Origin of the sequence: Paracoccus nototheniae (genome assembly GCF_004335005.1) — a bacterium.
In the GTDB taxonomy this organism is placed as follows: domain Bacteria; phylum Pseudomonadota; class Alphaproteobacteria; order Rhodobacterales; family Rhodobacteraceae; genus Paracoccus; species Paracoccus nototheniae.
In genome coordinates this window covers 1-14167 of record NZ_RQRT01000045.1, presented here as the reverse complement: position 1 = coordinate 14167, position 14167 = coordinate 1, and the positions used below count along the sequence as shown (strand labels likewise).

The 14167-nt window shown below is 64.9% G+C and carries 14 protein-coding genes and 1 pseudogene; 6 read left to right on the top strand and 9 right to left on the bottom strand.

What is annotated here, in order from left to right:
- Positions 1 to 151: 151 nt before the first annotated feature.
- The 3 genes from EG885_RS15120 to EG885_RS15110 all read right to left on the bottom strand — a co-directional run bounded on the left by EG885_RS15120 (position 152) and on the right by EG885_RS15110 (position 3049).
- Positions 152 to 850 carry a GntR family transcriptional regulator gene (locus EG885_RS15120; RefSeq protein WP_131576073.1) on the bottom strand — a complete coding sequence of 233 codons (699 nt, stop codon included), beginning with the start codon at positions 848 to 850 and terminating at the stop codon, positions 152 to 154.
- Positions 851 to 1240: 390 nt separating this feature from the next.
- Positions 1241 to 2251 (bottom strand): NADP-dependent oxidoreductase, encoded by a 1011-nt coding sequence (locus EG885_RS15115; protein ID WP_131576071.1) that lies wholly within the window; start codon positions 2249 to 2251, stop codon positions 1241 to 1243.
- 21 nt (positions 2252 to 2272) lie between these two features.
- Entirely contained in the window at positions 2273 to 3049 is a 777-nt protein-coding gene (locus EG885_RS15110; protein ID WP_131576069.1) for an SDR family NAD(P)-dependent oxidoreductase, read from the bottom strand.
- 111 nt (positions 3050 to 3160) lie between these two features.
- Here EG885_RS15110 and EG885_RS15105 point away from each other — a divergent pair, with 111 nt between their 5' ends.
- From EG885_RS15105 to EG885_RS23095, 3 genes are all read left to right on the top strand, one after another.
- Positions 3161 to 3715: a TetR/AcrR family transcriptional regulator gene (locus tag EG885_RS15105; RefSeq protein ID WP_131576067.1), complete on the top strand. Its 555-nt coding sequence runs from the start codon at positions 3161 to 3163 to the stop codon at positions 3713 to 3715.
- A gap of 237 nt (positions 3716 to 3952) precedes the next feature.
- Positions 3953 to 4282, top strand: a complete 330-nt coding sequence (locus EG885_RS15100; protein ID WP_131576064.1) for a hypothetical protein — start codon at positions 3953 to 3955, stop codon at positions 4280 to 4282.
- Entirely contained in the window at positions 4279 to 4995 is a 717-nt protein-coding gene (locus EG885_RS23095) for a hypothetical protein (RefSeq protein WP_207392295.1), read from the top strand. Before EG885_RS15100 ends, EG885_RS23095 begins: the two co-directional genes overlap by 4 nt.
- Before the next feature lie 111 nt (positions 4996 to 5106).
- Here the strand turns inward: EG885_RS23095 and EG885_RS15090 are convergent, their stop codons facing one another.
- The 6 genes from EG885_RS15090 to EG885_RS15065 are packed head-to-tail and all read right to left on the bottom strand — an operon-like array spanning position 5107 to position 10967.
- Positions 5107 to 6861 carry an ABC transporter ATP-binding protein gene (locus EG885_RS15090; RefSeq protein ID WP_131576062.1) on the bottom strand — a complete coding sequence of 585 codons (1755 nt, stop codon included), beginning with the start codon at positions 6859 to 6861 and terminating at the stop codon, positions 5107 to 5109.
- A gap of 16 nt (positions 6862 to 6877) precedes the next feature.
- Positions 6878 to 7246, bottom strand: a complete 369-nt coding sequence (locus EG885_RS15085) for a Rid family hydrolase (RefSeq protein WP_131576060.1) — start codon at positions 7244 to 7246, stop codon at positions 6878 to 6880.
- On the bottom strand, positions 7243 to 7611 hold the full coding sequence (locus EG885_RS15080) for a Rid family hydrolase (RefSeq protein ID WP_131576058.1): 369 nt from the start codon (positions 7609 to 7611) through the stop codon (positions 7243 to 7245). Before EG885_RS15080 ends, EG885_RS15085 begins: the two co-directional genes overlap by 4 nt.
- Before the next feature lie 10 nt (positions 7612 to 7621).
- Complete coding sequence (locus EG885_RS15075; protein WP_242679682.1) at positions 7622 to 8500, bottom strand: ABC transporter permease; 879 nt, start codon at positions 8498 to 8500, stop codon at positions 7622 to 7624.
- Between the two features lies 1 nt (position 8501).
- Positions 8502 to 9506, bottom strand: a complete 1005-nt coding sequence (locus tag EG885_RS15070) for an ABC transporter permease (protein WP_131576056.1) — start codon at positions 9504 to 9506, stop codon at positions 8502 to 8504.
- Between the two features lie 51 nt (positions 9507 to 9557).
- Positions 9558 to 10967, bottom strand: a complete 1410-nt coding sequence (locus tag EG885_RS15065; RefSeq protein ID WP_242679681.1) for an ABC transporter substrate-binding protein — start codon at positions 10965 to 10967, stop codon at positions 9558 to 9560.
- A 315-nt stretch (positions 10968 to 11282) separates the two neighbouring features.
- Here EG885_RS15065 and EG885_RS15060 point away from each other — a divergent pair, with 315 nt between their 5' ends.
- From EG885_RS15060 to EG885_RS15050, 3 genes and pseudogenes are all read left to right on the top strand, one after another.
- Positions 11283 to 11930 (top strand): TetR family transcriptional regulator, encoded by a 648-nt coding sequence (locus tag EG885_RS15060; protein WP_131576054.1) that lies wholly within the window; start codon positions 11283 to 11285, stop codon positions 11928 to 11930.
- Positions 11927 to 13444 carry a gamma-glutamyltransferase family protein gene (locus EG885_RS15055; RefSeq protein WP_131576052.1) on the top strand — a complete coding sequence of 506 codons (1518 nt, stop codon included), beginning with the start codon at positions 11927 to 11929 and terminating at the stop codon, positions 13442 to 13444. The genes EG885_RS15060 and EG885_RS15055 overlap by 4 nt, the downstream gene beginning before the upstream one ends.
- 340 nt (positions 13445 to 13784) lie before the next feature.
- A pseudogene (locus tag EG885_RS15050) lies at positions 13785 to 14167 on the top strand (transposase); the annotation flags it as partial.

Below are 14167 nucleotides of genomic sequence, written 5' to 3'. Positions count from 1 at the left end.
TCCATATTCGGAAATTCAGACAGGTTCGTTCGGAAAACGGCCGTCATGCGGGCCGGAACATCGACCGCCGCGCGGCCAGAATCGCAGCCCGTCATCCGGCGGGACCGCACCCGCCGCCCGATACGTCACGCCACCACCGGCGCAAGCCGGTCTAGTCGGGGGTGGCGGCAGTCAGGACCGCCGCGACGGATGCGCCGGTATGGGCCAGATGGATGCGCCATGCGGCAAAGGCCGCCGGGCCGTCCCGGTCGCGCAGGGCGGTCATCAGCGCCTCGTGTTCGCGGATCGATTGCGCCCATCGTTCGGGGTCCAGAATGGCCAGAAACCTGCCGCGACGGGCCCGCGACACCAGCCTTCGATGGTTCTGGGCCAGCCGGGGATTGCCGCATTGCGCGACGACGAGGTCGTGAATCGCCGTATTGACGTCGAAATAGGCGTCCAGCGAGGATGCGCGGTAATGGCTGAGCATTTCTGCATGCAGCCCCTCGAACCGCGCCATCAGAAGCGGAGAGATGCCTTCGGCAAGGCGCTGCGCCGCCAGCCCTTCCAGAACCGAGATCACGTCGAACAGATCGCGCGCCTCATCGGGGGAATAGGTCGTCACCTGCGCGCCGCGATTGCGCGAAATCTCAACAAGGCCATCGGCCTCCAACAGCTTCAGGGCCTCACGGACGGGTGTGCGCGACACGGCCAGTTCGGCCGACAATTGCCGTTCGACGATGCGCGCCCCCGGTGCCAGCTGGCCGCGCACGATCCGGTCGCGCAGGATATCGGCCACCCGCGCCGCCATGGCCGAGACCTCGGCCACCAGCGGTACCGCGACGGGTATCCGCACCGATTGAACGTCCATCAAGGCCACGCCCTTTCCCGTCTTTCAGGATCCGCAGTCCGACGCCTGCGGCGCCAAGCCCCAAGCATATGGCATTCCATCGTGAAAAGCCAAGTCGGGTTGCGCACATGGCGGCGCTGACGGGACAGCTGCCCCGCATCGGCATCCTGAACCCCGACACCCCTTGCGTCGCCGCCAGTCACGCGTCGCGATGGGGGCGATCGCAGAACCACGCAGGCGGATCGTGACAGGCGGCCCTTTCATGCCGCCCGTCGTCATCCACGGCAGGACCGACAGGTCTGCGGCAGGGCGCTGAACGATGCCAGAGCCGTCCCACCCGGCGCCGGACAGGACAGCGTCAGGCCGGTCGTGCCAAAGGGGCCTGTTGCGTGGGATCGCCCCGGGACGGGGTCACGGATCGGGTTGCAGGGTCACGACGACCTTTCCCCGCGCGCGTCCGGTATCCAGATAGGCCAAGGCCTCGTTCGTCTGCGCAAAGGGCAGGACGCGGTCGATCACGGGTCGGATCGCCCCCGTCCCGACCAGCGCGGTCAGGCGCGCCAACTGGTCGCCATCGGCGCGCATGAACAGAAAATCATAGTGGATGCCGCGCGCCCTCGCCTTGCGCCGGATGCCGAGGCTGAGGACGCGCATCACCTGCTGCATCACCCAGTTCAGCCCCTGGCGCCGCGCGAATGCGACCGTCGGCGGCCCCGAGATCGAGATCAGCCGCCCGCCCGGCCGCAGCACCTGCACCGAGCGGGCCAGCGCATCGCCGTCCTGCCCGCAGATCACCAGATCATAGCCCGACAGGCGATCCTCGAACCGCTCGGTACGATAATCGATGACGATGTCGGCGCCCAGATCCCGGACCATCGCACTGTTGGCGGGGCCGGTCGTGGTGGCGACCGTCGCGCCCAAAGCTTTGGCCAACTGGATCGCGATGCTGCCGAACCCGCCCGATCCGGCATGGATCATGACCTTTTGCCCCGGCTGCAGATCGGCCAGCCCGACAAGCGCCTGCCAGGCGGTCAGCCCGACCAGCGGCAGGGATGCGGCCTCGGTCATGCTCAGACCCCGGGGCATGGGCGCCAGATCGTCCTGATCGACCGCGATGCGTTCGGCCAGCGTGCCGATGCGCCCGTCGCGGGGCCGGCCATAGACCCTGTCGCCCACCGCGAACCGGGTGACGGCAGAGCCCACGGCCTCGACCACCCCGGCCAGATCATGGCCCAGAACCAAAGGCGGCTTATAGGGCAGAAGCGGCCTGAACGCGCCGTCGCGGATCTTGCCGTCCAGCTGGTTCAGGCCCGCCGCATGGATGCGGACCAGCACGTCGCGGGGCCCGGCCTGCGGATCGGGCCGATCCGTCAGGCGCAGCGCCGCCCCCTTGGCATAGGCGTCAAGCACAAAGGCTTTCATCGGGTCACTCCTTCTGCGGCATCAGCGGCGATAGCGGGCGGCGGCCTGGGTGTTGGAAAATCCCGGCAGCATCGCGAGACGCGCGGCCTGATAGGCGTCCCACAGCCCGGCATCGGGCAGCGCCGGGATGGTGATCGCCTCGCGCGCGTCAAAACCCGCCATGGCCGCATCGACCAGATCCCCGGCCTCCATCATCGGCGGCAGCGTGGCCAGATCGGCGCCCGCACGTTCCCACAGCTCGGTCCGGGTGGCGGCGGGCAGCACCGCCTGCACATAGACGCCCTTGGGGCCCAGCTCGAACGCCAGACCCTGTGACAGAAAGATCGCGAAGGCCTTGGTCGCGCCATAAACCGAATTGGCAAATTCCGGCATCAGCCCCACGACCGAGGCGATGTTGACGATCGCGCCGCGCTGTTGCGTCGCGAAACGGCTGGCGGCAGCATGGGCCAGCAGCGCAAGGCTTGTCGTGTTCAGCGTGATCAGCCGGGCGATGGCGGCGGCGGCGTGATCGGCAAAACTGCCGCCCAGCCCCGCGCCCGCATTGTTCACCAGCGTGCCGATGGAGACATCCTCGCGCAGCCGTGCCGCCACGCGCTCGATGTCCGCGTCATGGGTCAGATCGGCGGGCAGGATCTCGATCGCCACGCCGGTTGCGGCGCGCAGGCGTTGGGCCAGCGCCTCCATCCGCGCGACATCGCGGGCGACAAGCACCAGATCCTGCCCGCGACGGGCGAACCGGTCTGCATAGACGGCGCCAATGCCGGTCGAGGCACCGGTGATCAGGGTTTTCGTGGACATGATTGCTCTCCGGCGGATCAGGGGATATATTCATGATGACCATCATCATTGCTAATTAAATATGATGGCCGTCATAATTAAGTCAAGCCCCCGAAAGGATGTGATCGGCCCATGAAAGTCTCTCGTGACCAGATGACCCAGAACCGCAGCCGTATCCTGGACCAAGCCGCATGCCTGTTTCGCGACAAGGGGTTCGAGGCCGTGTCCGTGGCCCAGATCATGAAGGCCGCCGGGCTGACCCATGGCGGCTTTTATGGTCATTTCGCCTCCAAGGATGACCTGATCGCCCAGACCATGGCCCATGCGCTGTCAGCGCAGGATCAGACGACGCCCGGCATTGGGGCCGTTCTGGGCGCCTATCTGTCGCCCGCGCACCGCGATGCCCCGGCGACGGGCTGCCCGGTCGCGGCTTTTGCCTCTGATGCCCGCCGCCAGACCCCCGGGGCCCGCGCGGCGATGGCAGAGGGCATCCGCGCGCAGATCGCCCGGATGACAGACGCGCTGGACCGGCCTGACGCCCGCGATGCCGCAATCGCCGGCTGGTCCGCAGCCGTCGGCGCCATGATCCTGTCCCGCGCCATCGACGACACCGCCCTGTCGGACGAAATCCTGAATGGAACGCAACGCTGGCTGCTGGCGGCGCTGGAACCGGCAAGCGATGAATAACATCCCCGCAAAGATGTCCATGAATCACGCCCATGGGGATGCAGAGACATCAGGAACGCGCTTTGCGACGAAGCCGGACATGACCGCGACACCACAGACCAACCGCATCCTGTGCACCGGCACAAATCTCAAGATCGCATCCCGCGCGACGGGCCGGTTGTATGACCGGACCCTTGCGCCTTACGGTCTGAACATCAGGCCATATGCGATGCTTGCCAATTTGCGCAGGCGGGCGGGATGCCGACGATGGGCCTGTCCGCCCGGCTGTCGATCAAACGGACGGCCCTTTACCGCGCGCTGGCCGTGCTGAAACGGCGCGATCTGGTCCGCAGCGAGGTGGGCCGGTGGCGCGAACAGATCCTGTGCCTGACGGATGCGGGCACCGCCCTGCATCGCCGCGCGAAAAAGGGCTGGGCCGTCACGCAGGACGCCTTTGTCGCGGCCGTCGGCGCCGACGGGCCGGTCTTTGTGACCATGCTGGACCGCGCCCGCGCCATGTCCGACACCCTGTCCAACGCCGATCCATCGGGCACGGATCAGCCCGAAACCGGCGGGATCACCCGATGACCGGCCCCCTGCTGCGGCTGCGGCTGCGGCTGCGGCTGCCCCTGTCGCAGGGGCTGGTGCAGACGCATTTCATCGCGCTCTGCGGCGATTACGGGATGGCCGCAGTGACGGCGGCGGGAATGCCGGTGGTGATCGGCATCTTTGATTTCGTCGGCACGGTGGGTTCGGGCTGGCCGTCGGCCGCGTATGACAATCGCTGGCTGCTGTTCTGGTATTGCGGGCTGTCGCAGTCGCCCGAACCGGTGGCGCAACTGCGCTCAGTCTGTCTTCAGGGCTGCGATCTCGGCCCGATCGGCACGCATCTGCCCGTTCCCGGGAAAGGCAGCAGCCGGGGTGACGGTCAGTTCCCTCATCCAGCGGCGCAAGCCACGCCCTCGGGCAGGTCGAGGTTGCGTGCGGCCTGTGACACCGCCACACGCCGATCGGTTACCAGCCTGACAGCTTCTGCGGTGAACTCAGGGCCGAACTTCCGTCTCGTCATGTCCGCTTTCCAGTTCCCTGGTCACGATCTTATCTTCGTCTCCACGAAACTGGCAGCAGATCAGAGAGCAAGCAGTTGGCACAGCAGCGCGGAAGATAAACAATCCAACCAAGGCGCCCATCCCCTCAGCACCCAGAATTTTCAGCGTGAATCTACGGGAGTGGAGGACCATGATGTAGCGGCAAACACGAGTATCCTTTCGCCTGACTCCATTGTCTTCAAAGCCCAATGACGTCGCCTGCGATGGCTCAGGGTGCTTTTACACCATTGATCAGATAGCATGGAATGGGCAGCCTTTCCGGGGCCATCCCCACACGGACGCAGAATGCGTCTCTGACATCCTTCAGGCGTCTCTTCGCAGCTGGTGCCCCGAAGAGACCTGATCCCAAGCCACCAACGGCAACACCGTGCCGACAGGATAGATGGGTGCGCTCGTCGACATGGCGGGCATCGTGCGGCGGAACCGCTGTCCCGGATGGGCGACGGGAACCGCGTCGAGCAACCTTTTGGTATAGGGGTGGGCCGGGCGCATCAGAACCTCGCGCACCGGCCCCTGCTCGACAATGACGCCGCGATACATGACCAGAATGCGATCGGCGATCCGTTCGACCACCGCCATGTCATGCGAGATGAACAGCAGGGCCAGATCCTCGTCGTGCTTCAACTGTTCCAGCAGGGTCAGGATCTGTTCCTGCACGGCAACATCCAGCGCCGAGACGGGTTCGTCCGCGATCAACACCCTGGGACGCACAACCAGCGCGCGGGCGATGCAGATTCGCTGGCGCTGCCCGCCCGAGAACTGATGCGGATAGCGATCAAGGCTGCCCTCGGGCAAACCGACCCGCGCGATCATGGCGGCCAGTGCCGTATCACCAGCGCGGTCCGTTCGGTGCAGGCCCCTGATCCGTAACGGCTCGGTCAGGATCTGGCGCACGGACATGCGCGGGTCCAGCGCGGCATAAGGGTCCTGAAACACCATCTGGATGTCGTCGCGTGCGGTGCGCAGGGCCTGCCCGCTCAGCGCCAGAATATCCTTGCCTGCCAGCATCGCCCTGCCGTCAGCGGTCGGCACCAGCCGCAGCAGCGACTTGGCAAGCGAGGATTTTCCACAGCCGCTTTCCCCGATCACCGCGACCGTCTCGCCCGGATGCAGATCGAAGCTGACATCCTCGACCGCGTGCAGGTTCGCGGTGTGACGCCGCCACAGCCCCGAGCGGACGGCAAAGCGCGTGGTCAGATGGCTGACCGACAGGACCGGCACCTTGCGTGACGGCGGCGCCGGGGGCCGGGCGGCATCGGGCTGACGGAACCGGGGCGCGGCATCCAGCAGCTTGCGGGTGTAATCATGTGCGGGCGCGTCAAACACCTGCGTCACGCAGCCCTGCTCGACGATGCGGCCCTGCAGCATGACCGCGACCCGGTCGGCGATCTCGGCCACCACCCCCATGTCATGGGTGATGAACAGCACGCCCATACCGGTCTGCTGTTGCAGACTGCGGATCAGCTGCAGGATCTCTGCCTGAACGGTCACGTCCAGCGCGGTTGTCGGCTCGTCCGCGATCAGGATGTCGGGCTCGCACACCAGTGCCATGGCGATCATGACCCGCTGCCGCATGCCTCCCGACAGCTCGTGCGGGAACTGGTCGAACCGGCGCAAGGGGTCGGACATGCGGACCTTGTCCAGCATCGCCACTGCGCGCGCCTTGGCGGTGCCTTCGTCATGGGGGCGATGCTGGCGGATCGCCTCGATCAGCTGCGCACCCACCGTCATCACCGGATTGAGCGAGGTCATCGGATCCTGAAAGATCATCGCAATCCGCGCGCCCCGGATGCGGCGCAGGCGCCGCTCGGACAGGCGGGCAAGATCCAGCGGCGGCTGGCGGGGCGCGTTCAGCAGGATGCGCCCGCCAGTGATATGACCGCCCTGATGGTCGATCAACCGCATGACCGCCTTGACCGTCACCGACTTGCCCGAGCCGGATTCCCCCACCAGCGCCAGGATTTCGCCGCGTTCCAGCGTCAGTGACACATCGCGCACGACAGGGGTGCGGTCGGCCCCAAAGGCCACGTCGAGGTTATGGATGCTCAGCAGGCTCATGGGCGGCCCTTTCCGTTCAGGCAGCGTCGGGGCGCGCGGCCCAGACACGGATTTCCAGCAGAGAATCGCGGCGCGAGGCGGCCATCTGCACCACCGACAGGCCCGGCGCAGGGGCATCGCCGACCCATTCGTTCCAGATCGGCACGAAGGCGGGCCAGTCCGCGATATCGGCCAGCCAGACCTGCGCGCTGATCAACCGGGCGCGGTCGCTGCCCATCTGACCCAACAGATCGTCGATCACGCCCAGAATGCCCCATGTCTGGCCCGCGAAGCCTTCGGCCTTGTCAGGCGCAGTCAGGCAGACCGAGGCGATGTCACCGGCGGCCGATCCCAGAAAGATCTTGGGGCCCCAGCTGTCGATGCGGCCAGTTTTCTGGATGCTCATGCGGCGGCCTCGCGATAGGCGACGGCCACGATCTCCAGCAGCAGATCGGGGCGATACAGCTCGCCCGATACGCAGGTGCGGGCGGGAGGGTTGGCCGCATCGACCCATCCGTTCCAGACCGAATTCAGCGCCGAGAAATAGCGCATGTCCTTGAGCCAGATCGTCACCGTGAACAGGTCGGACTGCACAAGCCCCGCCTCGGACAACAGCTGTTCCAGCTGCGCGACCACATCACGGGCCTGTTCCTTGATGTCACCGTCCAGATTGCGCGGTTGCAGCCCGGTGAAATGGGTCCAGTTGCCGGTCTTGCAGACCAGCGAGCGTTTGGCGCCGTCCATCGGGGCGGGATTGGTGCGGGTGATCATGTCTTCTCCTTCAGTGGGATTTCAGTTTCGGGTCGAACTGGTTGCGCAGCGCGTCACCCAGCAGATTCATGCCCAGCACGGTCACGAAGATCGCAAGGCCGGGAAACAGCGCCATCCACCACGCGGTCGAGATATAGGACCGCGCATCCGACAGCATGCCGCCCCAGGTCGGGATCGCAGGCGGCACGCCCAGCCCCAGAAAGCTGAGCGAGGATTCCGCGATGATCGCATTGGCCATGGCAAAGCTGGTCATCACGATGATCGACAGCATCACATTGGGCAAAATGTGGTGGCGGATGATAAAGCTGTCCGAGGCACCAAGCGTGCGCGCCGACAGGATGAATTCGCGTTCGCGCAGGGCCATCGTCTCGGCCCGCGTGACGCGGCAATAGGGGATCCAGCGTTGCGCGGTCAGCGCGATGATCACGATGCCAAGGCCCTGACCGATAAAGGCCACGATGGCGATGGCCAGCATCAGCGGCGGGAAGGACCAGAAGATCTCGACCAGCTTCTGGATCGCGGCGTCGATGCGGCCGCCGAAATAGCCCGAGATGACGCCCAGCAAGACCCCCGTCAGGCTGGCAAAGACCGCCACGGCCCCCGCGATGATCAGCGACACGCGCGAGCCATAGATGATCCGGCTGAGGATATCGCGCCCGACATGATCGGTGCCCAACACATGCGGCCCCGTCCAGTCGGGCGGCAGCATCGCGACCATCAGATCCTGATGATGAGGGGAATGCGGCGCCAGCCATGGGCTGAACAGTCCCATCACCAGCAGGATCGCGATGGTCGCGGCACCAAAGCCCGCCTTGAAGCCGGTCAGATGGCGATGGTCGCGCCGGAACCTGCGCCAGCGGGGCGCGGCAGGGGTTAGGGTCATGCTCATCTCAGGTGATCCTGATGCGGGGGTCGATAAAGGTGTAGAGGACGTCGATCAGCAGGTTCACGAGGATGAAGATGCCGGTATAGACCAGCACCAGACCGATGATCAGGGGATAGTCGCGCGACGAAATCCCCTGGATCAGCAGGCTGCCGATGCCGGGCCAGGCGAACACCGTCTCGACGATCATCGCGCCCGACAGCAGCGCGCCGAATTCAAGCCCGATGATGGTCACGACCCCGATCAGTGCGTTGCGAAATGCGTGCCGCCACAGTACGCGGCTGCCGCTGAGGCCCTTGGCCCGGGCGGTCATCACGAAATCCTCGTGCAGGGCCTCTTGCACCGAGGCGCGGGTCAACTGGGTGATGATGCCCATCATGTTGGTTCCCAGAACGATGGCCGGCAGTGCCAGATGCTGCAGTGCTGCGACGAAGGCATCGCCCCGCCCCTGCAGCAGCGCATCGACCAGCAGAAAGCCGGTAATCCGGTCCAGACCCATCCCCCAAGGCTCTCGCCCGCCCGACGGCAGCAGGTGCCAGTGCCCGGCAAACAGCAGGATCAGCAGGATGCCCATCCAGAAATTCGGCATCGAGATGCCCGCGAAGCTGAAGGTCGAGGCGATGCTGTCCCAGACCGATCCGGGCCGCGCGCCCGCCAGAACACCAAGCGGAATGCCGACAAGAACCGCGACGAGTGTGGCGGCCAGAGCCAGCTCGATTGTCGCGGGCAGGCGTTCCAGAACGATGTCCATCACCGGCTCGCGATAACGAAAGGACATGCCGAAATCCCCCTGCAGGGCATTTCCCAGAAAGCTGAGAAACTGGATGACCGGCGGGCGATCCAGCCCCCATGCCTCGCGGATGCGGGCCTTGTCCGCATCCGATGCCTCGTCCGAAATCAGCATGCTGACCGCATCGCCAGGGGCGAACTGCATCAGGGTAAAGACAATCCCCGCCACGACGACAAGAACCGGGATCGCGCCCAGCAGGCGCTTGGACAGGTAAAGATGCATCAGATGTCTCCTGTTCCGGTCCGGGCCGCCGGAGCGGCCCGAAGGGGCAAATCAGTTCACAAAGATCTCCCAGCCATTGACCTGATCGGCCGGGCGGGGGGTAAACGTGATCTCGTTCGACACGCCCCAGGCCATCTGGTGCTGCCACATGAAAGCGGCGGGGGCCTGTTCGACCAGATGCGCGATGGCGGCCTGCATCTTGGCGTTCCGTTCTGCCAGATCGAACTCGGCCCGCTCGACCGCCAGCAATTCATCCAGCCCGGAATCCGAAAAGCCGATGCGGGGAGAGCCGCCGGTCGCGAAATACTGGTGCAGTGCCCGCGACGGGTCGATCATCGAGCCGCGTCCCATGTAATAGAACGGGACGTCGCCCTGCTGCACATTGGCCCACAAAGTCGCCCATTCGGGTGTATCCAGCGTGACGGAAAAGCCTGCGGCCTCCAGCATGGGAACCATCGCCTCGGTGATCTGGCGGTCGGCGGTATAGCGGCCGACCGGAGTGGACAGCGTCACCTCGACACCTTCCAGACCCGCCGATTGCAGCAGCGCGCGGGCCTTTTCGGGGTCATAGTCGAAGGGACTGGCGAAATCAGGATCATAGCCGATCTGACCTTCGCTGACCGGACCATCCAGCAGGTTCGCCTGCCCTTGCAGGATCGCCCGCACGATCGCCTCGCGGTTGATGGCATGAGCCACGGCCTGCCGCGCCTCGATCCGGTCCCAGGGGGGCGTGCCCGGCGACATGGCAAGAAACATCATTTCGACGGAATTGGTCGAGGCGATGCGGGCATGGGGCATATCCTCGACCCGCTGCATCAACTGCGGCGGCACGCCCTGCGCAATCTGGACCTCGTTGTTGGCCAGCGCGGTGACGCGCTGTTCCGGCTCGGCCATGATGCGATACATGATCTGCGCGGGGTTTTCGGGCGACAGCATCGGGTGGCCGTCATTGCGTTCGATGACGATATGCTGGCCGATGCTGACCTCGGACAGCTTGTAGGGACCGGCGCCATAGGGAGCATCGGTGAACATCGCATCGCCCATCTCGTCGAACAGCGCCTTGGACGTCACGGCCACACCGGCCAGATTGTCGCGCAGCGTCGCGTCCGGCGTGGCCGTGGTGATGCGCACCGTCAGGTCGTCGACCGCCTCGACCGTTTCCCAGCCTGCGACCAGATAGGATTTGCCCGATCCCGGATTGCTGCCCAGATAGTCGATGGAATGCACGATATCTTCGGCAAGGACCGGGTCGCCGTTATGGCGGGTCAGCCCTTCGGGCAGCTTGATCTCCCATGTCAGTTCGTCGATCGACTCGACCGATTGCGCCAGAAACGGCACGAACTCACCCTTGTCGAAATCATAGCGGGTGATACAGCCATAGATCTGGCACCAGACGCTGGACAAAAGCACGACCGGATCGCTGTAGGGATTATACCCCGAGATCGTCTCAGTGATCGCCACCGCAACGCGTGCGCTTGTCGGTTCCTGCGCAAGGACACCGGAGGCCGGGGCCGTCATCGCCGCTGTCGCAAGAAGAGGTAGAAATGTCTTTCTCATGTTCGTCCGCTCTGTTGGGCCATGTCGGGGTGACAGGTCTTTGGTTTCACTTTGATCTTGCCTTGCCGGCCTGTGTTGGTCAGAATGTAAGTGAACGATTACTTACCACCTGAGAAGTCCGAAATTTGATGAAAGGCCCGCAATGTCCTGCCAACCGCAGTCATCGCTTAACGAATGGTCGAACTGCCCGGGTTTCGCGCAATTCAGGGATGAAACTTGATGCAAATCTCGGCTGACACCGTCCCCAACGATTCGCCCGGTGGCGTCGCAGGACGCCTGATCGAGGCGGGCACGACCGAATTCGTCCTGCACGGATTCCAAGGGGCCAGCATCTCGCGGATCGTCGGGTCCGCGGGCTGCAACGTGCGCATGATCTATCACTACTTCGGCAGCAAGCTGGGCCTCTATCGCGCCTGCATAGATCGCAGCTACGACCGACTGCGTCAGGCCGAGGCCGACGCGACCTTCTGGGCGCTGCCCGCGCGCGAGGCGATCTCGGCGCTGGTGCGTTTCACCTTTGACTACATGGTGACCAATCCCGAGTTTCAGGGGCTGATGCGGGTCGAGAACATGGCGGACGGCCAGCATGCCCGCACACTGGAACAGGTGAATGCCCGTGCCGCCGCGCTGTTCGATGCAATCGGTGGGGTTCTGAACCGGGGGATCGCCGCCGGAGAATTCGCCCGGCGGTGCGAGCCGCAGCTTTTGTATCTGTCGATTCTCGGGCTTTGCACGATCCACGTGTCGAACAGGCACACGATGGGCGTCGTCATGGGCCGCGACCTTGGCGCGCCCGATTTCCTGACCGCAAGACGGGACGAGGTCGTGCGCATCATCCTTGCCTCGCTTGACGAAAAACCTTCATGAACGGCGCGGTCACCACCCCCCACCCCCTTGCGACCAAAGCCGGGATGGCCGTGCTGCGCGCAGGCGGCACCGCCCCCGAGGCACTGATCGCGGCGGGCGCCATGCTGACCGTGGTCAACCCGCATTTCTGCGGTCTGGGAGGCGATGCGGTCTGGATGGTCGCCGACCGCCAGGGCGACCAGCGGGCGTTTCTGGCGATCGGTCAGGCCGTCGACCGGGATCTGCCCAAGGGTCCCTTCCCGCTCAGGGGGCCGGGATCGATCCTGACCACGGCGGCGGTTGTCGATGGCTGGCGCCATGCGCTGGCCTATTCGGCTGAGCGTCTGGCCGGACGGGCCCGGTGGGAGGATTTGCTGGCACCCGCCATTGCTGTGGCGCGGGACGGGTTCGCCGTGACCCCCTCGCAGGAATTCTGGGCCAGGTTTCGCGCGGACGACATCGCGCATTGGCCCGGGTTCGAGGGGTTGTTTGTGCAGGACGGCCGCGCCCTGCCTGCCGGGCATCTGTTGCGCCAGTCGGATCTGGCGCGCAGCCTGCATCTGATCGCCCAGAACGGACCGGGCGAGTTCTATTCGGGTGGCCTGGCCCGCAGGATCGTCGAGGCCCTGCGCGATGCCGGGGCCGTCATCTCCGCCGCGGATCTGGCGCAAACCCGAACGCGCGAGGACGTGCCGCTGTCGCTGCGCTACCGCGGCCTCAGCCTGCTGGCCCCGCCTCCACCGACGCAAGGGCTGACCACGCTGCAGATCATGGGCATTCTGTCCCGTTTTGATCTGTCAATGCTTGAACCCGGGGGCGTCGACCACTTTCACCTCTGCGTCGAAGCGGTCAAGCAGGCCTTCCTCGATCGTGGCGTCATCGCCGATCCGGCCAGTGCGTCGGTGCCCACGGCCCGGCTTTTGGGTGACGATCATCTGAATCGGCTGGCTGCCCGCATTTCACCAGATCGGGCGCTTGCATGGCCCCATGCCTGGCAGCATGGCGACACGGTTTTTCTGGGTGCGATGGACGAGCGAGGCAACGCCGCAAGCGTTCTGCAAAGCACCTATTTCGACTGGGGCAGCGGCGTTGTCGCGGGCGATACGGGGATCATCTGGCAGAACCGGGGCGCCGCCTTCAGTCCGGATCCCCGCCACCCGAACGCCTTTGCGCCCGGAAAGCTGCCGTTCTACACGCTCAATCCCGGCATCGCCTTGCGCGACGGAAGGCCCGCATTCGTCTATGGGACGCAGGGTGCGGACGGTCAGCCGCAGACGCTTTCGATGCTTCTGACGCTGTTGGTCGATTTCGGGCTGGACCCGGTCACGGCCCTGTCGGCCCCGCGCTTTCTGCTTGGCCGCACATTCTCGGATCAGCGAGACAGCCTGAAGATCGAAGGCCATACGCGGGCTGGCATCATCGCTGCGCTGGCGGCAAGGGGCCACGAGGTCTCGCCCATCCCGTCATTCAGCCCTCTCGCCGGGCAGGCGGGTGTCGTGACCCCAGACAGTGGGTTTCACGACCCGCGCGGCTAGCAGAGGCAGATAGTCTATCACGGCGTCAGGACTTGGCCATGATCGTGTTCTATTCAGATCATGGTTGCTCATAGGGATGGCGGTGAATGCGCCCAGATCACCACGGACAGTATAGAGGGCTGCATGTGAAGCCTCGGCAGACTCATCCCGGCTTCAGATTGTGCAACTGTCCCATCCCGGATGATCACATAGCCCCCCCGCCGGACCGCGTTCTTCGTGGCAAGACCCATCCTGAGCGAGTTTCGGGACGGGAGGCGGGGATGCTGATCTGGTAATCCTCCCCAAAACTAAGGGGATGCGGACGTAGAATTTTCTCAGCAAGATACCTGAGGGGAATCTGATGAAGATGACGAGATTTAACGAACCCCAGATCCTTGCGATCCTGCGTCAGGCTGAAGGTGGCGTGCCGGTTGCCGAGCTTTGCCGGGAGCACGGCATGAGCACGGCATCCTTCTATAAGTGGCGGGCGAGGTTTGGCGGCATGGATGCGTCCATGATCAGCCAGATGAAGAGCTTGGAGGATGAGAACCGCCGGCTGAAGCGCATGTTTGCCGATCTGAGCATGCAGGCTGATCTGTTGAACTGCGAAGGTGAATGCCATCGGTCCGAGAGAACTTGAGCAGGCCCTTGGAAAAAAGTGACGGGGCCATCTCAGTGTCGCGAGATGGCCGCCAAGGCCGTAAAGCATCGAGGGGTCAGCATCGCACTCGCCTGCCGGGCGTT